This is a genomic window from Acinetobacter sp. H1(2024) (assembly GCF_046557555.1).
GTDB lineage: Bacteria > Pseudomonadota > Gammaproteobacteria > Pseudomonadales > Moraxellaceae > Acinetobacter > Acinetobacter seifertii.
The window spans coordinates 119572-136205 of record NZ_JBKGFO010000005.1 but is presented as its reverse complement, the minus strand read 5'-3'; the positions used below and the strand labels follow the sequence as shown (position 1 = coordinate 136205).

Annotated in this window: 12 protein-coding genes and 6 tRNA genes; 12 read left to right on the top strand and 6 right to left on the bottom strand. The window is 37.5% G+C overall.

Translation table 11 applies throughout. The features are described from left to right. Positions 1-79: 79 nt before the first annotated feature. The 4 genes from ACLCEG_RS14380 to ACLCEG_RS14365 all read left to right on the top strand — a co-directional run bounded on the left by ACLCEG_RS14380 (position 80) and on the right by ACLCEG_RS14365 (position 7547). On the top strand, positions 80-4600 hold the full coding sequence (locus tag ACLCEG_RS14380; protein ID WP_410568011.1) for an Hpt domain-containing protein: 4521 nt from the start codon (positions 80-82) through the stop codon (positions 4598-4600). After that, positions 4597-5064 carry a hypothetical protein gene (locus ACLCEG_RS14375; protein WP_191010413.1) on the top strand — a complete coding sequence of 156 codons (468 nt, stop codon included), beginning with the start codon at positions 4597-4599 and terminating at the stop codon, positions 5062-5064. The genes ACLCEG_RS14380 and ACLCEG_RS14375 overlap by 4 nt, the downstream gene beginning before the upstream one ends. 201 nt (positions 5065-5265) lie before the next feature. Beyond that, a complete protein-coding gene (locus tag ACLCEG_RS14370; RefSeq protein WP_410568009.1) occupies positions 5266-6657 on the top strand; it encodes a coproporphyrinogen-III oxidase family protein in 1392 nt (463 codons plus the stop codon). Between the two features lie 8 nt (positions 6658-6665). After that, positions 6666-7547: an alpha/beta fold hydrolase gene (locus tag ACLCEG_RS14365; protein WP_151789150.1), complete on the top strand. Its 882-nt coding sequence runs from the start codon at positions 6666-6668 to the stop codon at positions 7545-7547. A gap of 136 nt (positions 7548-7683) precedes the next feature. On the opposite strand, the gene dapE is transcribed toward ACLCEG_RS14365, so the two are convergent. The 3 genes from dapE to ACLCEG_RS14350 form a co-directional block, all read right to left on the bottom strand. Further along, positions 7684-8817, bottom strand: a complete 1134-nt coding sequence (gene dapE / locus ACLCEG_RS14360; protein ID WP_004705781.1) for a succinyl-diaminopimelate desuccinylase — start codon at positions 8815-8817, stop codon at positions 7684-7686. A gap of 125 nt (positions 8818-8942) precedes the next feature. Next, positions 8943-9086, bottom strand: a complete 144-nt coding sequence (locus tag ACLCEG_RS14355) for an entericidin A/B family lipoprotein (protein WP_002051109.1) — start codon at positions 9084-9086, stop codon at positions 8943-8945. Positions 9087-9198: 112 nt separating this feature from the next. Further along, the gene (locus tag ACLCEG_RS14350) at positions 9199-10092 is read right to left on the bottom strand and encodes a DUF1853 family protein (RefSeq protein ID WP_191105959.1); all 894 of its coding nucleotides are present in this window, start codon (positions 10090-10092) and stop codon (positions 9199-9201) included. A gap of 104 nt (positions 10093-10196) precedes the next feature. On the opposite strand from ACLCEG_RS14350, the gene ACLCEG_RS14345 reads away from it, so the two are divergent. The 8 genes from ACLCEG_RS14345 to ACLCEG_RS14310 all read left to right on the top strand — a co-directional run bounded on the left by ACLCEG_RS14345 (position 10197) and on the right by ACLCEG_RS14310 (position 12144). After that, complete coding sequence (locus tag ACLCEG_RS14345) at positions 10197-10565, top strand: YbaN family protein (RefSeq protein WP_410568007.1); 369 nt, start codon at positions 10197-10199, stop codon at positions 10563-10565. Between the two features lie 212 nt (positions 10566-10777). After that, positions 10778-11281: a cell wall-recycling L,D-carboxypeptidase ElsL gene (elsL, locus tag ACLCEG_RS14340; RefSeq protein WP_410568005.1), complete on the top strand. Its 504-nt coding sequence runs from the start codon at positions 10778-10780 to the stop codon at positions 11279-11281. A gap of 206 nt (positions 11282-11487) precedes the next feature. Continuing rightward, positions 11488-11563, top strand: a tRNA-Val gene (locus ACLCEG_RS14335). A 24-nt stretch (positions 11564-11587) separates the two neighbouring features. Then, a tRNA-Asp gene (locus ACLCEG_RS14330) sits at positions 11588-11664 on the top strand. Positions 11665-11711: 47 nt separating this feature from the next. Further along, positions 11712-11788, top strand: a tRNA-Asp gene (locus tag ACLCEG_RS14325). A 21-nt stretch (positions 11789-11809) separates the two neighbouring features. Further along, a tRNA-Val gene (locus tag ACLCEG_RS14320) sits at positions 11810-11885 on the top strand. 41 nt (positions 11886-11926) lie between these two features. After that, positions 11927-12003, top strand: a tRNA-Asp gene (locus ACLCEG_RS14315). A gap of 65 nt (positions 12004-12068) precedes the next feature. Beyond that, positions 12069-12144: transfer RNA gene (locus ACLCEG_RS14310), tRNA-Val, on the top strand. Between the two features lie 202 nt (positions 12145-12346). Here the strand turns inward: ACLCEG_RS14310 and ACLCEG_RS14305 are convergent. The 3 genes from ACLCEG_RS14305 to ACLCEG_RS14295 all read right to left on the bottom strand — a co-directional run bounded on the left by ACLCEG_RS14305 (position 12347) and on the right by ACLCEG_RS14295 (position 16542). Next, the gene (locus tag ACLCEG_RS14305) at positions 12347-13132 is read right to left on the bottom strand and encodes a YdcF family protein (protein WP_077162444.1); all 786 of its coding nucleotides are present in this window, start codon (positions 13130-13132) and stop codon (positions 12347-12349) included. A 126-nt stretch (positions 13133-13258) separates the two neighbouring features. Continuing rightward, positions 13259-15808, bottom strand: a complete 2550-nt coding sequence (locus tag ACLCEG_RS14300) for a PepSY domain-containing protein (protein ID WP_410568003.1) — start codon at positions 15806-15808, stop codon at positions 13259-13261. A gap of 158 nt (positions 15809-15966) precedes the next feature. Beyond that, positions 15967-16542, bottom strand: a complete 576-nt coding sequence (locus ACLCEG_RS14295; RefSeq protein ID WP_004705789.1) for an SdpI family protein — start codon at positions 16540-16542, stop codon at positions 15967-15969. Positions 16543-16634: the final 92 nt, after the last annotated feature.

Sequence of the window (16634 nt, the reverse complement as noted above, 5' to 3'; positions counted from 1 at the left end):
TATTGGGGAAATAGCTATTTTTCTGGTGTTGACTCTGTAGTTTTCCCCACTCAGGGGGTAAGCAAAAGAAGCCTTTGCTATGAAAGAAATATTAAAAACTTTAACTGAAGCAATGATGCTACCTGAAGATAGCTATTCTGAACAAGATGCTGAGTTTCTTGAGATTTTTGTCGAAGAAATTGATGAAATTTTTGTTGATTTGCAGCCATTGTTGAATGAATGGATGCAGTCTGCAAATACTGCTACGCTCACTGAAATTCGCCGCCATTTTCATACCTTAAAAGGTTCTGGAAGAATGATTGGTGCTAAATCTTCAGCTGAGCTTGCTTGGACAGTTGAAGATACGCTCAATCGAGTAATCAATCAAAGCCTTAAGCTGACTCCAGCTATTCAGGGCTATGTTCAGTTAGTGTTTAAGTTCTATTTCCTTAAATTAGTAGATAACTTTAAGCAAAAACGAGCACATGCAGTAGATTTTAGACCGCTTATTTTATTAGGCCAACAACTACAACAACAGCAAAGTTTAGAACCTGCTTTAGAAGAGCTTTTACAACTTTCAAATACGCTTACTGCCGAAACAATCACTGGGCTTGAGCTAGACTATATTGAGCAAGATTTATTGGCTGAGCCAATTGTTGAAGATGTACATACTGAAATTGAAATAAATCTAAATGAAACTTTAGCCTTGTTTATGGAAGAGGCGGAAGAGCATTTAGCTACAATTCACCAGTTCTTAGATCAAGAGCTACACCAGTATGAGAGCTATAATGCTTTAATACGCGCGCTGCATACTTTACGTGGTAGTTCTGCAATGGCACAGGTCGAAACAATTTTTGACGCCAGTACCAAAGTTGAGCACTTATTTAAAATACTATTGCAAGAAGAGCTTTCTTCTAACTCAGATGAGATTTTATTATTACAAGAATATCGTGAGTTTATTGGCGAGAGCTTAGAACTGCTATCTAGCAATAGTTCAAGTGAACAGCTTGAAGCGAGATTGGCGCAGTTTAATCAGTCATGGGATGTCTACGTGGAGCAACATGGTGATCGAACTGATCCATTAATGCCTTCACATGGTTTGGTGTCGCAATTATTGCTGCTAGATGTTTCTGAGTTACTAGATGCAGAATTAGATTTTGAGAAAGGAATTCGTAACGAGTTTCCTGGTTATCTTGAACGTCTAAGTGAACAGGCTGATCTGTTGCTACAGCATACTCACTCTCAAGCAATGCTTGGTTTGCATGAATATACGAGCCAATTGAAAGACAGCTATAATGTATTGCTTGATAAACCTGTCTTGTTGCAATCAGACTATATTTTTGAAATTTATCAGAAAGCGCATCAACAACTTATTCAATTGTTCGATGCTTTAGCTGCTGGTCAGCGAGTCGGTATTGTTAAGCAACATCAAAGTATTCTAGAAGAATTAAAACTTTATACGTTACATACGCCGAGTATTCAAAACGATTTACCTCAGCAGAATTTTACTTTTGATGAGCCACTATTCAATACTGAACTAGAACCAGAAGTTATTACGGTAGAGAATTTATCAGATTCCGCCGACTGGACCGTATTAAGCCAGAGTGTACAGCAAGATCGTCAGTATATTTCATCTGTACAGGTAAATCGAAACTTTGATCCTGACCTTTTGGACATTTTCCTTGAAGAAGCTGATGAGCTACTTGAGGGGATTGATACTGATCTCAATATATGGGTAGGTGAGCAAGAAAACTTTGCAGCTTTGAACAACTTAATGCGCTATTTGCATACCTTGAAAGGGGGAGCAAATATGGTTCAGGCGACTTATATCGGTTCGATTACCCATGAATTAGAAAGCATATATGAACGTTTAATTCAAAAGCAGTTAATTGCAACCTCACCTCTAATTGATTTTATTCGTTTGATTCAAGATGACTTGGCCGATCGTCTACAAATCATGCGTGAAAAACAGCTAGATTATGCGGCTCCTTACACAATTAATGCGTTAAAACAAGCGGGTAAAAACTCTAACTTCCAACCTGTGCCTGAGGTTGAAGTATTTGATACTGAAAGTGAGATATTCTCTGAACAAGAGGTGGTGTCTCAAGTATTAATAAATGAGATACCAGCGGAAACAGAAGTTGTTGTTGACGAATTAGAAGCTCATCACGATCAAGTATTTGATACCGTTGTTACTGAATTGGCTACGCCAGTTGAACTAATAACATCAGTTGAATCTTTGCAACAGAATGAAGCTGTAGTTGACGAAGAAGATATTACCGTTGTTGTTGAGCAGACATTCCTCGAAGAAGCTGCTGAATTGTTAGAAATGGCTGATGTGCTATTGAAACAATGGTTTGATCAGCGTACGAACCGTAGTATCTTGCTTCAGTTACAAAGAGCCGTGCACAGTTTGAAGGGGGGTGCACGCATGGTCGGTTTAGAGGCCGTGTATGCAATTGCTTATCAACTGGAAAATACTTTTGAACAGTTTGCACTGCATCACTTCAACTCGAATATTTATGACCATCTGCTCGAAAGTGCAATTGCATGGCTAAAAGATGCAATTTTCAAGCACAACTATCAGCATTTCGATGGACTACAACAAAGTTTAGAAAATATTCAATTCTTTGAAACGAATATCCAAATTCCAGCGAAGTTAACGAAAGCTGATTTGTTTAGCTCAGAACCTGTGATGACCTTTATACAAGGTGATGGTACCGAACCACCACCAATGATGGGAGTATGGGAGCAGACAGAACGTCTGGATCAAAATAATGAAATGATCCGAGTTTCAGCAGACTTAATCGAGAAGATGATTGATTTATCTGGTGAAAATTCGATTAACCGTTCGCGAATTGAAATGGATCTAAGTCAGTTTGGTCATACATTGGTTGAAATGGAATTGGCTATTCAACGACTTGCCGATCAGTTACGTCGAATGGAAGGCGAATTAGAAACACAAATTATTGCCAAACATGGTATTGAGCATTCTCGTTATACCGACTTTGACCCTTTAGAGATGGACCAATATTCATCTTTAAATCAGTTATCGAAATCTCTTGCTGAATCTGCATCGGACTTAGTCGACTTTAAAAATACGTTGTCTCACAAGATCAGAGATACAGAAAGTCTGCTTTTACAACAGTCACGAATTCAGGCAGAAATTCAAGAAGGTTTGATGCGAACACGATTAGTTCCATTTTCACGGTTACTACCACGTTTACAGCGAATTGTTCGTCAGACCTCTACTGCATTAAACAGACCTGCTGAGCTTTTTGTAAATAATACTGAAGGTGAACTAGACCGTAATATTTTAGAGCGCTTGGTAACACCGCTTGAGCATATGCTCAGAAACGCAATTGACCATGGCTTAGAAGACAGAACACAACGTCAGCAAGCTAATAAACCTGAAGCTGGACGTATTGAACTCAATATTCAACGTCAAGGTACAGATGTGGTCGTTGTCTTTAGCGATGATGGACAAGGTATTGATGTAGAAAAAGTACGTCAAAAAGCACTGCTTGCGGGTCTGATCAAACCGGAACAGCACTTGGAACACCAAGATATTTTACAACTGATTTTCCATCCAGGTTTAAGTACCGCAGATCAGATTACTCAAATCTCTGGGCGTGGTGTTGGACTCGATGTTGTACAAAGCGACATTAAGGCTCTAGGTGGACATGTTAGCGTAGACTCTGTTTATGGTAAGGGAACGACATTTACTATTCGTGTACCGACTACGGTAGCTGTAAGTGATGCCTTAATGGTGAAAGTGGCAGATCAGCAATTTGCGATTCCACTTGCTCAAATCGATCGAATTGTTCGAGTTTCGCCAGCTTCTTTAGAGCAGTATTTTGAAAGCCCTAAAGAACTATTCGAGTATGAAAATAAACGTTATCCATTACGTTATCTTTCAGAATTTGTGGGTAATCAACCAATGCCGCGTCTAAATGGCATGATGTATTCATTACCTGTCTTAATGATTAAAGCCAACAACGGTCAAACTGTAGCTTTACTTGTTGACCAGTTAATTGGTTCTCGAGCACAAATTGTAGTGAAACCAATTGGCCAACAGTTCGCTAGCATTGGAGCAATTGCAGGTGCGACTATTTTAGGTGATGGACAAGTTTGCTTAATTTTAGACGGACAAAATATTGCGCGACAAATTCAGTCTACTCCGCGTCACAAACAGCTTAGTGAAGCAGTATATAGACAACGAGAATCTGACGAGCGCCGTCTCGTTATGATTGTCGATGACTCGGTAACTGTACGTAAGGTAACGTCTCGATTACTTGAACGCCAAGGCTACGATGTTGTTACGGCTAAAGATGGTGTGGATGCCATAGAGCAGCTAGAAAATATTAAGCCAGATCTAATGCTACTTGATATTGAAATGCCGCGTATGGATGGTTTCGAAGTACTGAATCTTGTACGACATCATGATATGCATCAATACATGCCAATTATTATGATTACGTCCCGAACAGGTGAAAAACATCGAGAACGAGCATTCTCATTAGGCGTAAGTCAATATATGGGTAAACCTTTCCAAGAGGAAGAATTACTAGAGAATATCGATGCTTTACTTGTAGCGTTTGAAAGTGAGGTCAAATCATGAAAGGTAGTGTAAATACATCTCTGATTGGTAATATGGACCAGCAAGAGCTACAGCATCTTATTACGGTTTCAACTGGTTTTATTGATGCCTATATCATTGAATGTAATGATCAGGTACCTATGCTGTTGCCACAAAATATTGTCTTATCGGCCATGGACGTAAGAAATGGCGTAAAACATATTGAGTGGCATGATGTAAAGCTACCTATCTACTCAGTTCATAACACAACCGATCAATATGCTGTAGCCTTGGTAATTGAAGGGGAAGATATCAGCCAACGGTTTGCATTAATGTGTAAAACTATGCCTCTTTCTGTTCGTTTACGTATTTCAGAAATTGTCGATGAAATAGATGAACACCAAGAAGCTAAACAGCATCCAACAGTATTTAAATATGTGCGAATGCAAGATCGACGCTACCATATTCCGAACCTAGAATATATTGAAAAAACTTTAGGTTTATAAAGTAAAAAGGAACTCAAATGAGTTCCTTTTTTTATGATGACTCAGTTAGCTTGTAAGTTCATAAAATACAGCTAAAGATTTTAAGCTTTAACTAACTTTGCAAATAAGTGATGAATGTAAAAAATAAGCTAAATCAATTGCATGAAATATTATATTTAAATACAATATATTTTTTAATATAAAATGATAAATATATTGACTATGGATATTGCTGCAATTAAAACCTTCATACAAAAAAATAAAGTACGACATCTATCAAATAAGGTTCTACATACTCATCCTTCACCTAAAATGTGGAAAACAGATTTAAATGAAGAAGAAAATAATCACTTACTACTACATACAGATGCTCAATATAAGTCCATAAATTTATACTTAGGTATTCCATATTGTATTCCTACTGATCCTCCCCATTGTGGATTTTGTCTTTTCCCTACACAAGATTATAAAGGTAAGAGGGAGATGGACTATTATCTGGATTTTTTAAGCAAGGAAGCGCATTTATATAAAGAGTTTTATCAGGGAGCTAAGCTTGAAAGTTTATATGTAGGAGGAGGCACACCTAATTTACTTCAGCCTAATGATTATATGAAACTGACTAAAGTTGTATCTTCTCTTTTTCCAGATGTTGGAATAACTAAACCTATAGAAATGACATTAGAAGGTATTCCTCAACTTTTCAATGAAGATAAAATAAGAGCAATTAAGGATGCTGGTTTTAATCGTGTCAGTATGGGAGTGCAACAGGTTAATGATGAACTAATTGCTACAAGTGGCAGAAAACAAACAAGAAAACAGGTTTTTGATGCAATTGAGCTATTTCATAAATACTCTTTATCTTGTAACGTCGATTTGACCTATGGTTGGCCAAATCAAACAGTTGAGGCAATGCTAGGAGACTTGGAAAGTATTGTTCAATCAGGAATAAAACATATTACTCATTATGAGCTTAATATCGCTGGCCGTTCTGACTTTGCGACAAAACAAAAGCAAAATACGCCATCTATTGAGAAGAAAATTGAAATGTATAACATTGCAAAACAATTTTTAATTAGCAGAGGCTATAAACAAAAAACAGTATATGATTGGGAAAAAGAAGATAATAACCTATTAATTTCAGAGAAATATTTATATGAAGATAATCTCAGAGATTGTTTAGATGCAAACGGCCAAAGTAAAATGACCACAATGAGTGGGATAGGTTATGCAGCCGTTAATATGAGATTGCAACCAAACTCATCAAGCATTAAATCTGTCTCAGCAATGAACCATCGAAATCTAACCGAATACTACAATGCAATATCATTGAATAAACTTCCTGTTGAACGCATGTTTATTCATGATACTGAAGACGTAAAGTTAATTTGGATATTTCAAGCATTGCAAGAAATGAAAATTAGCACTAAAAAGTACGAGAAAATTTTTAACAGTGATATTAAACTTGATTATAAGCTTATTTGGGATGCATTAGTTGAAGAAGGCTGGGTAGAGTACGGTGATGAATATATTAAACTGATTAATGAGGGAGAGTTTTATACTCCGCTTATTCAGTCATTATTAAGTCAACCGAGAATAAAATCATTGCAACAGTAGAAAAATAAATGTCAATTCATAAAGAGCTGCATATTTTAAAAACGGATGATGATTGTGAATTTGCCTTATGGGAAATTTATAAAAAAGATAATCCTATGTTGAAGAAGCAAGCCATTTTTTTATCTCATGGGGCATTTTCAGATAAAACTGTTTGTATGGGTATTGCAGATTATTTGGCAAGAGAAGGCTATATCTGCTTTATTTTAGAATGGCGGGGGCATGGTACTAGTCCCAAAACAGATCTTCCCTTCAATTTTGAAACCGTTGCATTATATGAATACAAGGCAGCATTTCACTATATTCATGATCATTTTAATATAACTTCTTTACACTGCGTAACGCATAGTGGTGGAGGTTTATGCTTAACAATGTTCTTGATTAACTATCCAGAATATTTGAAAAATATTAAAAGTATTACTTTGGTTGCTTGCCAAGCATTTGGCGCTATAAATAACTCATTTGATTTTATTAGATTGTTTTCTGCAAAACTAGTAACTAAAGGTCTAGGTCAGATTCCTGCTAATAAATTTAAGCTAGGTCGTTTAAATGAAACCTATTATACGATGCGGCCTTGGTTTAATTGGAATTTAAAGCAAAATTTTATTAGTGAATTTAAAAATATTGATTATAAAGAATTTATGAGTTCTATTAGAGTTCCAATATACTCTATCTCTGGGAGTGGTGATAAATTTATTGCCCCTGTTAAAGGTTGTTATAAATATTTAAAAGCCTTTGAAAATGAAAACAATGTATTCTGTGAGTTTGGCTATGCTAATAATAACTTGGAAAATTATTCTCATAGTCGAATTGCACTGAGTCAAAATGCGGCTAAGGAGGTTTGGCCAACTATATTGCAGTGGATAGATAAGCATTCAAAAGAGGTTCTATAACAATTCTAAAATCATCTCTCTGATTTAACAAATAAAAATCTTATTTCATTATCTTTCAAACAGAATAATGAAAACTGCAAATAATAAAAAGCACCCTAATATAGGTGCTTTTTATATAGATCACTTTTTTAATATTTTAAGCTAGTAAATTTTCTAAAATTTGCTCATAAATATCTGTTAAAGGATCAAGATCGTGTACATCTACATGTTCATTAATTTGATGAATAGTAGCGTTAAGAACACCCAGTTCTAAAACTTGTGCGCCTGTTGGAGCAATGAAACGCCCGTCAGATGTACCACCACTAGTAGATAGCTCAGTCTCAGTACCAGTTACATTTAAAATAGCAGTTTGAGCAGCGTTAACTAATTCACCTACTGGAGTTAAAAATGGTAGGCCAGATAAATTCCAGTCAATCTCATATTGCAAACCATGCTTATCTAAAATTTCATGCACACGTTGCTTAAGCTGTTCAGCTGTAACTTCTGTTGAGTAACGGAAGTTGAAAGTCACTTCTAAAGTACCCGGAATAACGTTAGTTGCACCAGTGCCTGAGTGAATATTTGAAATTTGGAATGAAGTTGCAGGAAAGTATTCATTTCCATTGTCCCAAACAGTTTGGCATAACTCTGCTAAGGGCGCTGAAGCTTCATGAATTGGGTTACGCGCTAGGTGAGGATACGCCACATGACCTTGTTTACCATGAACGTGCAATACGCCATTTAAGGAACCTCGGCGGCCGTTCTTAACAATATCACCTAATTTACTTGTACTTGATGGCTCACCAACCAAACACCAAGTAATTTTTTCATCGCGCTTTTCAAGCGTTTCAATAACTTTAACTGTACCGTTAACAGCAGGGCCTTCTTCATCTGAAGTAATTAAAAAAGCAATTGAACCTTTATGGTCTGGATGCTTTGCTACAAACCGTTCAGATGCAACCACCATTGCAGCCAAGGCAGTTTTCATATCAGCTGAACCACGGCCATATAATTTGCCATCACGAATTTCTGGTGCAAATGGGTCTGAATTCCATGCTTCTAAACGACCTGTTGGAACAACATCGGTATGTCCAGCAAAACAAAATACAGGGCCTTCAGTTCCACGACGAGCCCATAAATTATCAACATCCCCAAAACGCATTGGTTCAATATGAAAGCCAGCTTTCGCTAGGCGATCAGCCATAATGGTTTGGCAAGTATGGTCAATAGGAGTAACAGAAGGCTGTTGTAAAAGTTCTAAGCTAAGCGAGAGAGTGTCTGAGTGGTTCATACCGGAAATTGCATGCTGAGTAGGGGAAATATAGTCCGATATAATAGGCGAATCTCTGAAGGTTGGGTATTTAAAAATAAAAAAACCTTATCGAAGCGATAAGGTTTTTCGAAGCTGTGCATAACTTACATTTTATTCTCAGTTTTTTGTGCGGTATTACTTACAGCATCACCAGCTTTAGAGACATCTTTACCAAAACCCTTGAACGTATTACAGCCAGTTAATACAAATGCAATCATTACAGACGCGACTAAAACTTTTTTCATCATTTTCTCCGTTTAAATTTAATAATGAAGTAAATTTAGATTAAAAAACAAACGTAAAAAGAAACATGACTATTTAATAGTAAAAACGTTATAAATTGTTTCTAGAAGTCTATACCTACTTGTAAAGTGGCATTTTTTCGTTGCCAACATGGCCTAGGCTTAATAGTGAAGGATGTCTGAACATATAAAACTGGGTGACTTCGTTATTTTTGCAATATAAGCCATCAGTCCACCAATAAGCCGTATTTGAGCTTACCTGTTTATTAGGGCAAAGCCATTCATGTCTTTCTAGACGATAAAATTTAGAGTCAGGAATATTTGTGCCCCAATATCCGAGACGACGGTTTGAATTGATCCAGTCCGGAATAGGTTGCTCTTGAGCTAAATTTAGGGGTAGATAAAGCTGACCTTTAAGAACAGCAAACCGTTGTTGAATGTTAAAATCTAAAGCTTCTGAAAATTGAAATTGCTTATCAGTGAAGTGATAAAGCTTTGTACTCAAAGTATCTTCTCTATTTAGGCCAATCCATTGTTCCAAATTTAATTGTCCTTCGCCCAAATAATATTTTAGAGCAACTTCCCAATGCTCAATTTGTTGAGTTTCTTTATTTAAAACCAAAAAATCGAGTTCACCTAACGTCTTAGCCCCCTCAATTTTTTGAATACTATGGCCTAATAATTGATAGGAATGATATTGGTCTTCCTGTAACCAAAACCAAAGTAAGTTCTCAAAACGTAAACCTAAACGCGTGCTTTTAAGGCGAGACATAAACAGGAGTAAAGGTTCAGGAGACTCATCTAGTTGTTGCAAACGTGGTAGATAGTTTTGAAAATGCTGTCTCCAAGTCAGATCAGAATGAAGTTGAAAGCTATGCTGAATAGCGAGACTTTGAGGAAGATGGCAAAGTAAATTAGGGCTAGCAATGGTAAATGCTAATTGTCTTACCATTGGGTGATTAAACTGTAACCATGGTTCAAAATAGGATGTTTTAACTGAGGCAATATTCATACGTTGAGTACTCGAAATAATTCATCCCAATTTCATGGTTGATCAACAAAACAATACCAGAAAAACACTTTATACTACGATCAACAATAGCTTAAGGTTTATATATGCGAACATTGTTTTGGCGAACTCTGGTCGTGATTTTTATCACGCTTGGTATTATTGGAGCAATTTTACCGGGCATGCCGACAACAGTGTTTCTTATTCTGGCTGCTTGGGCTGCCTCAAAAGGATGGCCTCAAATGGATGTATGGTTGTTAAATCACCCGAAATATGGGCCAACTCTACGTGACTGGCGAGCAAATGGCACAGTACCACGTAAAGCGAAATGGATTGCCAGTATTATGATGACCTTAAGCGGTATTTTAATGCTGTTTACCACTGCACCATTTTGGGTGAAAGTTTTCACTGATACTACCATGCTCGTTGTTGCAATTTGGTTATGGCTACGCCCTGAGCCAAAATTAAAAGATTGATAATCTTTTAATTTTGGCGCAAGACAAGCAGTGAAACTGCGCGTAGATAAAAGAAGATTGATAATCTTTTAATTTTGGCTCAAGACAAGCAGTGAAACTGCGCGTAGATAAAAGAAGATTGATAATCTTTTATTCATGACACCCGACAAATTTCCCATTTCATTTTATTAAAGCTCAAAATAGAGTTGAGTTCACATAAGAGAAGAAATTCCATGCCCCAATTTAAACTTGAAGATGCAGATATTCTTATCGATTTAGCAAACCAAACCTTAAACCTTCCTAAGCATAATAAGTTTTATATAGTTTCTACAGGTAAGAATGGAATAGGGGAACAAGAAAATACTGGGAAAACTCCACGTGGATGGCATCGGGTTGCCAAAAAATTTGGTATGCAAGCGCCTAAGAATGCAGTTTTTATTGCACGTAACCCAACAGGTGAAGTTTATAGCAGTGAACTTGCCGCACAATTCCCAGAGCGAGATTGGATACTGTCACGTATTCTTTGGTTAGATGGTTTAGAAGAAGGCTTTAATAAAGGGGAAGGCCACGACACCATGCAACGTTATATTTATATTCATGGGACACCGGATAAAGAACCAATGGGTATTCCAATGTCGCATGGATGTATTCGAATGCGTAATGAAGAAATCATTGAATTGTTTGATTTAGTCCCTGAAGATGCTCTTGTTTATTTGTCTGAACAATCTTTAACCTAAATTATGATTTTAAATATTCGTGTTTTATTCGTCGAATGATCAAAATATTAAAATAAGTGCTTAAATAAAATACAAAAAATTGTTTTTTACTTAATAATGACTTATTTTTAATCATTCATTCGCATTTTTTTGAAAAGTTGTCGAAAAGCGTTTGACACCTGTTAAAGATTCTCTATAATGCACCTCACAAACGATGAAGACGTTAAGGGCGCTTAGCTCAGTTGGTAGAGCGTCTGCCTTACAAGCAGAATGTCGGCGGTTCGATCCCGTCAGCGCCCACCAAGCCTTTACGTTAAGCTCTCAAGTGCAGCGGTAGTTCAGTTGGTTAGAATACCGGCCTGTCACGCCGGGGGTCGCGGGTTCGAGCCCCGTCCGCTGCGCCACTTAAGACTTAACATCGTTTACCCCACAATTGCGATATTGTGAAAGTGCAGCGGTAGTTCAGTTGGTTAGAATACCGGCCTGTCACGCCGGGGGTCGCGGGTTCGAGCCCCGTCCGCTGCGCCACTTTTATAAAACGCTTTTGCAGGGCGCTTAGCTCAGTTGGTAGAGCGTCTGCCTTACAAGCAGAATGTCGGCGGTTCGATCCCGTCAGCGCCCACCATAATTTGTGACCATACTTTATTTATTTAAAGTATTGCAAGTGCAGCGGTAGTTCAGTTGGTTAGAATACCGGCCTGTCACGCCGGGGGTCGCGGGTTCGAGCCCCGTCCGCTGCGCCATTCTCTTGATTCCCTGATCTAGAGGATGTAATCTAAAAAGGCTACATTGGTTGTCTTTTTAATCAGGGCGCTTAGCTCAGTTGGTAGAGCGTCTGCCTTACAAGCAGAATGTCGGCGGTTCGATCCCGTCAGCGCCCACCATATTTTTTTAAAGTTAAAAAATATATACACTAATTTATTTAGTGTTTTTTTGTTTTTATTATTCTAGTTTTTATTTCCCTACTTTATTTTTAGTCAAATTTCTCCTTTCTAAGCTCTGAATTTAACCATTAAATCAAAATAGTATCTTTAATTTGTTTAAAGCTGCTATATCTTAAAGAACTAGCAGCTTTTTTTTTCAATATTAATACTCGTTTAGAATCCAACCACTCGCATACGCAAAGTATTCACGTAGCCAAGCATTATAGCGAGTGACCAACGGAGTTTCGGCAGCAACTGTATAAACATGGGTGTAGCCTTGTTTCTTTGCAATAGCTGCAGCTCGTGGGGTGTGGAAGTCACTTGTAACAATGGCAATTGGTTGATCAATACTAATATGAGCTTGCTCAAGTAGTGGTTTGCTGTTTCTAAGGTTAAGCTCAGTACTTGTACTTTTGTCTTCAAGAATCATTCGTTCTTTTGCTATATGAAAACGTTGTTCCAAGTAGCGAGACATGACTAATGCTTCGGTTTCTTTTTCTGAAAAATCTAAACCACCTGTTAAAACAACTTTTGCTTGAGGTTGTGAAAGGGCGACAGGGGCTGCTGTATCGAGGCGTTTTGCAAGTATGGCAGAAGGCTGTCCATTTTCGACACCACTTCCTAAAACAATAATTGCTTTCACCGCTGGAATGTTTTGGCCTGTATCTTTATTGTTTTTAATAAAATTAAAGAAATAGCCTAAGCCAATGAGCCAGATCCAGAAGCATAACCACCCAAAACGCCAAACTGAATGCAGGCGATAGTGGTAAAAGAAAAAACGTTCCAGATGATAATAAAATAATGCATAGAGGCAAAAAAATGCCCCTAAGACTAAAGGAACAATGGTGCCTACATGAATTTTATTTAGAAAAGCTAGAAATAAGCCGTCTAAAAATAAAATCGAACCAATGATGGCTAAGAAAATTCGAATCCACTTACTGACTTGCATTGTGTTTAAAGCTGCAATTTAAATTGCAGACAGTGTATGCAAAATCATTCTGAATTCAATGCTGATTGCAATAAAAAGCCGAGTAAAGCATTTTAGCTATTACTCGGCTTTATTATTTATCAATATTTAATAAACATCGCGGCGATAACGCCCTTGTTGTCTTAGCTCATCGACTTTTTCTTCACCCAAAATATCAATAAGTGCTTGATCGACTCCGCTAGCCATTCCTTCAATACTTCCGCATACATAAAGAACGGCACCTCGTTGAACCCAGTTGACCAATTCTTCTGCATTTTGTCTTATTAAGTCTTGAACGTACACACGTTGTTCTTGATCACGTGAAAAGGCTAAATCAAGTCGTTTTAACATACCCATTGTTTGCCAAGCTTCAATGGTTGATGCGTAGAAGAAATCATGAGCACGTTGGCGTTCACCGAAAATTAGCCAGTTTTCAGTATAGTTATGACGAGTTCGCGTATGAAGTAAACTCATTAAACCTGCGATTCCTGTTCCATTACCAATACAGATAATTGGACGGTTGTCATCAATTAAATGGAAAGATTCATTGGTACGAATACGCAGTGCAATACTCTGATTAATTTCTGTGTGTCGAGTTAGCCAGCCAGATCCTAAGCCTAAATCGCCAGATTCATCGGACTGCTGGCGAACAACTAAACGAAGGACTTGTTGAGAAGGAATGCTAGCAATCGAGTACTCTCGCGTTGGTAGAGTAGGGAGCTGTTCTAATAAATGCTCCAGATTAGCAAATGGTTCAATTTCACCGGTTAAGTCTTTATTCCAAAGTGCTTTCTCAATAGAGATTTGTAGTGAGTCTACAAGTACATTTTTAAGTATATGATGCTCCTGTAAGAATGCATTAATACGTTCAGGACTATTTCCCGGTTGTATTTCAGCAATATCTCCTGCTTGCCATACAGCTTCATGTTTGGCAGTAAGCTCAATATTATAAGCAGGCTGCCCCACACTATTTGGATTAAGCAAGTCACGTTGCTGTAATGTCCAACTATCAAATACTTTTTCAAGATTAACAGCATGCAAATCTAGTTTAGTTGCTTTTGCAAGAGCCTGATTCCAGTTTTGAATATGTGTAGGATTTGCATTATCTACTTCGATCGTCTCAAAATAGGCTTTTGCTCCACTATTTTTAAGCCATATAGCTACTGTGTGACCAAAACTACAATAAGTGTCGGGGTATTCTTTCGAGCCTAAAGCTAAAACGGCATAGTTAAGATGTTGAAGTTCTAATTTTGTTTTTAATAGCTTTTTAGCAAAACTAGAAGCTAAGTCTGGTGCTTCTCCAGTACCATAAGTGCTAATCACAAAAAGAATCTGTTCATACTGTTGTAAATCAGCTTCAGTTAACTCTTGTATAGATTTAACCTGCACAGGTTGATGTGCTTCTTGTAAGCTAGTTGCGGTACTCCACGCGAGTTGTTCTGCCACACCAGTTTGGCTAGCATAAGTAATTAACCAAGGTTTAGCATTTTGGTCGATGTAATGGCCAGCTAATGATTGGCGCGCTGCTTGGGTTAGTTTTTTCTGTTTACGGCGCTTTAGATAAAGCATCCATCCAGTAATAAAGAACAAAGGCATTGCTAAAGACGCAAGCATTACTACAAATTGATAAACTGGCCCAAAGAAGCTGCCACGATGTACAGGTAACATGCTGCTCATGATTTTTTGATTAAGCTTTTTATCTTCATAAAGCTCCATCTTTTCAATATTGGCAGTTTTATAGTTATAGACAGCTTGGTTGCGTGCACGCTCGTGTTGTGGTGTTGCATCTACAAAACTTAATTCAACTTTTCCATCGTCTTTTTTCGGTAGGTTCAGTGTTAGAGTTGAATAGTCGCGCCCAATTTTATTATTAAAACCGCTCCAGGTCTGGTTGAGGGCAGTAATCAGTTGAGCGTTATCTAATTTAGCTTCAGAAGAGGATTTGTCTTTATTGCGTCCAGCTCCACCATGTCCTTGCATTTTTGGTTGTTCTACACCTAATACTTTGAACATACCGCTACGCCACCAGTCATATGACCAATATAAACCTGTACAAGCAAAAAGAAGATAAAAAACAATTACCCATGTGCCTACAACAGCATGTAAATCCCAAATAAAATTTCGACCTTTAAGTTTGGGTTTAACAGCAAGCCATTGACGTGCAGAGTGTTTCTTTGGCCAACGTAAATATAATCCGCTCAAGACAAAATAAATGAGCATGAGGGCACAAGCACCGGTAATTTGTTTACCGAATTCTCCAGCAGTTAAGTTGCGGTGAATTTGTTGTATGAATAAAAGTAACTCACGACCTTTAACATCAGGCAGTACTTGTGCTGTGTAAGGGTTGACCATCATATTATAGCCACGACGTTCGCCTTCTTTTTCAATGTTTACAACAGATGAGGCGGTAGGGTCTTTGGCTATGGTAATGCTATTAATTTTAATTTCAGGCTGAGTTGTATTGAAATGTTGATATAGCTGAGCCGGGGTTAACTTTGGAGTGTTTTCAGCTTGAACAACATAACTATCAGAATTCACCCATTTTAAAATTTGTTGATCATAAGAATAAATTGCGCCTGTAACCCCCATAATTGATAAGATGAGGCCAGCACTAATACCCAGAAACCAATGAATTTGAAATAAAAACTTTTTAAACATGGTCGAAAAATGTAAACATGATGGAGATCTTGTAACCAATTATAGCCGAAGATTGAGTAGATAATATGGATTTTCTAGGTAATATTAATTTTCATTATCATTTATTTTTCGAATAATAAAAAAGCCTCCGAGGTAGGAGGCTTCTTATTGAGAAGAAATTAGAGAGTTTTTGGCTCACCTACAGTTTCTTTCAAATGCTTACGAATTGTATTAAAAGAAAAGTTTTTAGTATCCATACGTTTAGGCAAGATATATGCACCTTGTTGTTCTTGGCCTTTAGGATCTTTCACTTTAAAGTTAACTAAAATGAAGTCAGGAGTGTTGTACCATTCATAGATGTTTTTCCATCCAATCGTTCCAACACCTTCTTGTAAGCCCATTTGCTGGCGCATTACGATACCGTGCGGTTGTACACCTAAACGAATGCCCTTGATTTCCTGTACAGGAAACTCATTCATCTTACGCTTAACATACCATTCCAAGCCATATTTACGGCCAAGGTAATAAAGTACTACACCAACAATGGCAACCCAGCAAATCACTGTAGAGTAGTTCTTAATAAAAATAAGACCTAAAATCGCAAGGGCTAAAATTACGCCCATAATTGCCCAGATTTTTGTGCTGATTTTATTGGTGCTGCGCCAGATAAGAAGCTGTGCATTACGTTGTTCAGCTTCTGTTACCTCGTAAGGAACTGGCTGAAGCGTATAAGCATATAAAGTTTTCGCGGTCATAGTGCAAATAACAAATTGTAAACTGTTTTAAGTTTAGCATTAATTGGCATAAGTCAGGAAAGGATATTATGCCAATTTCATACTAAATTCCG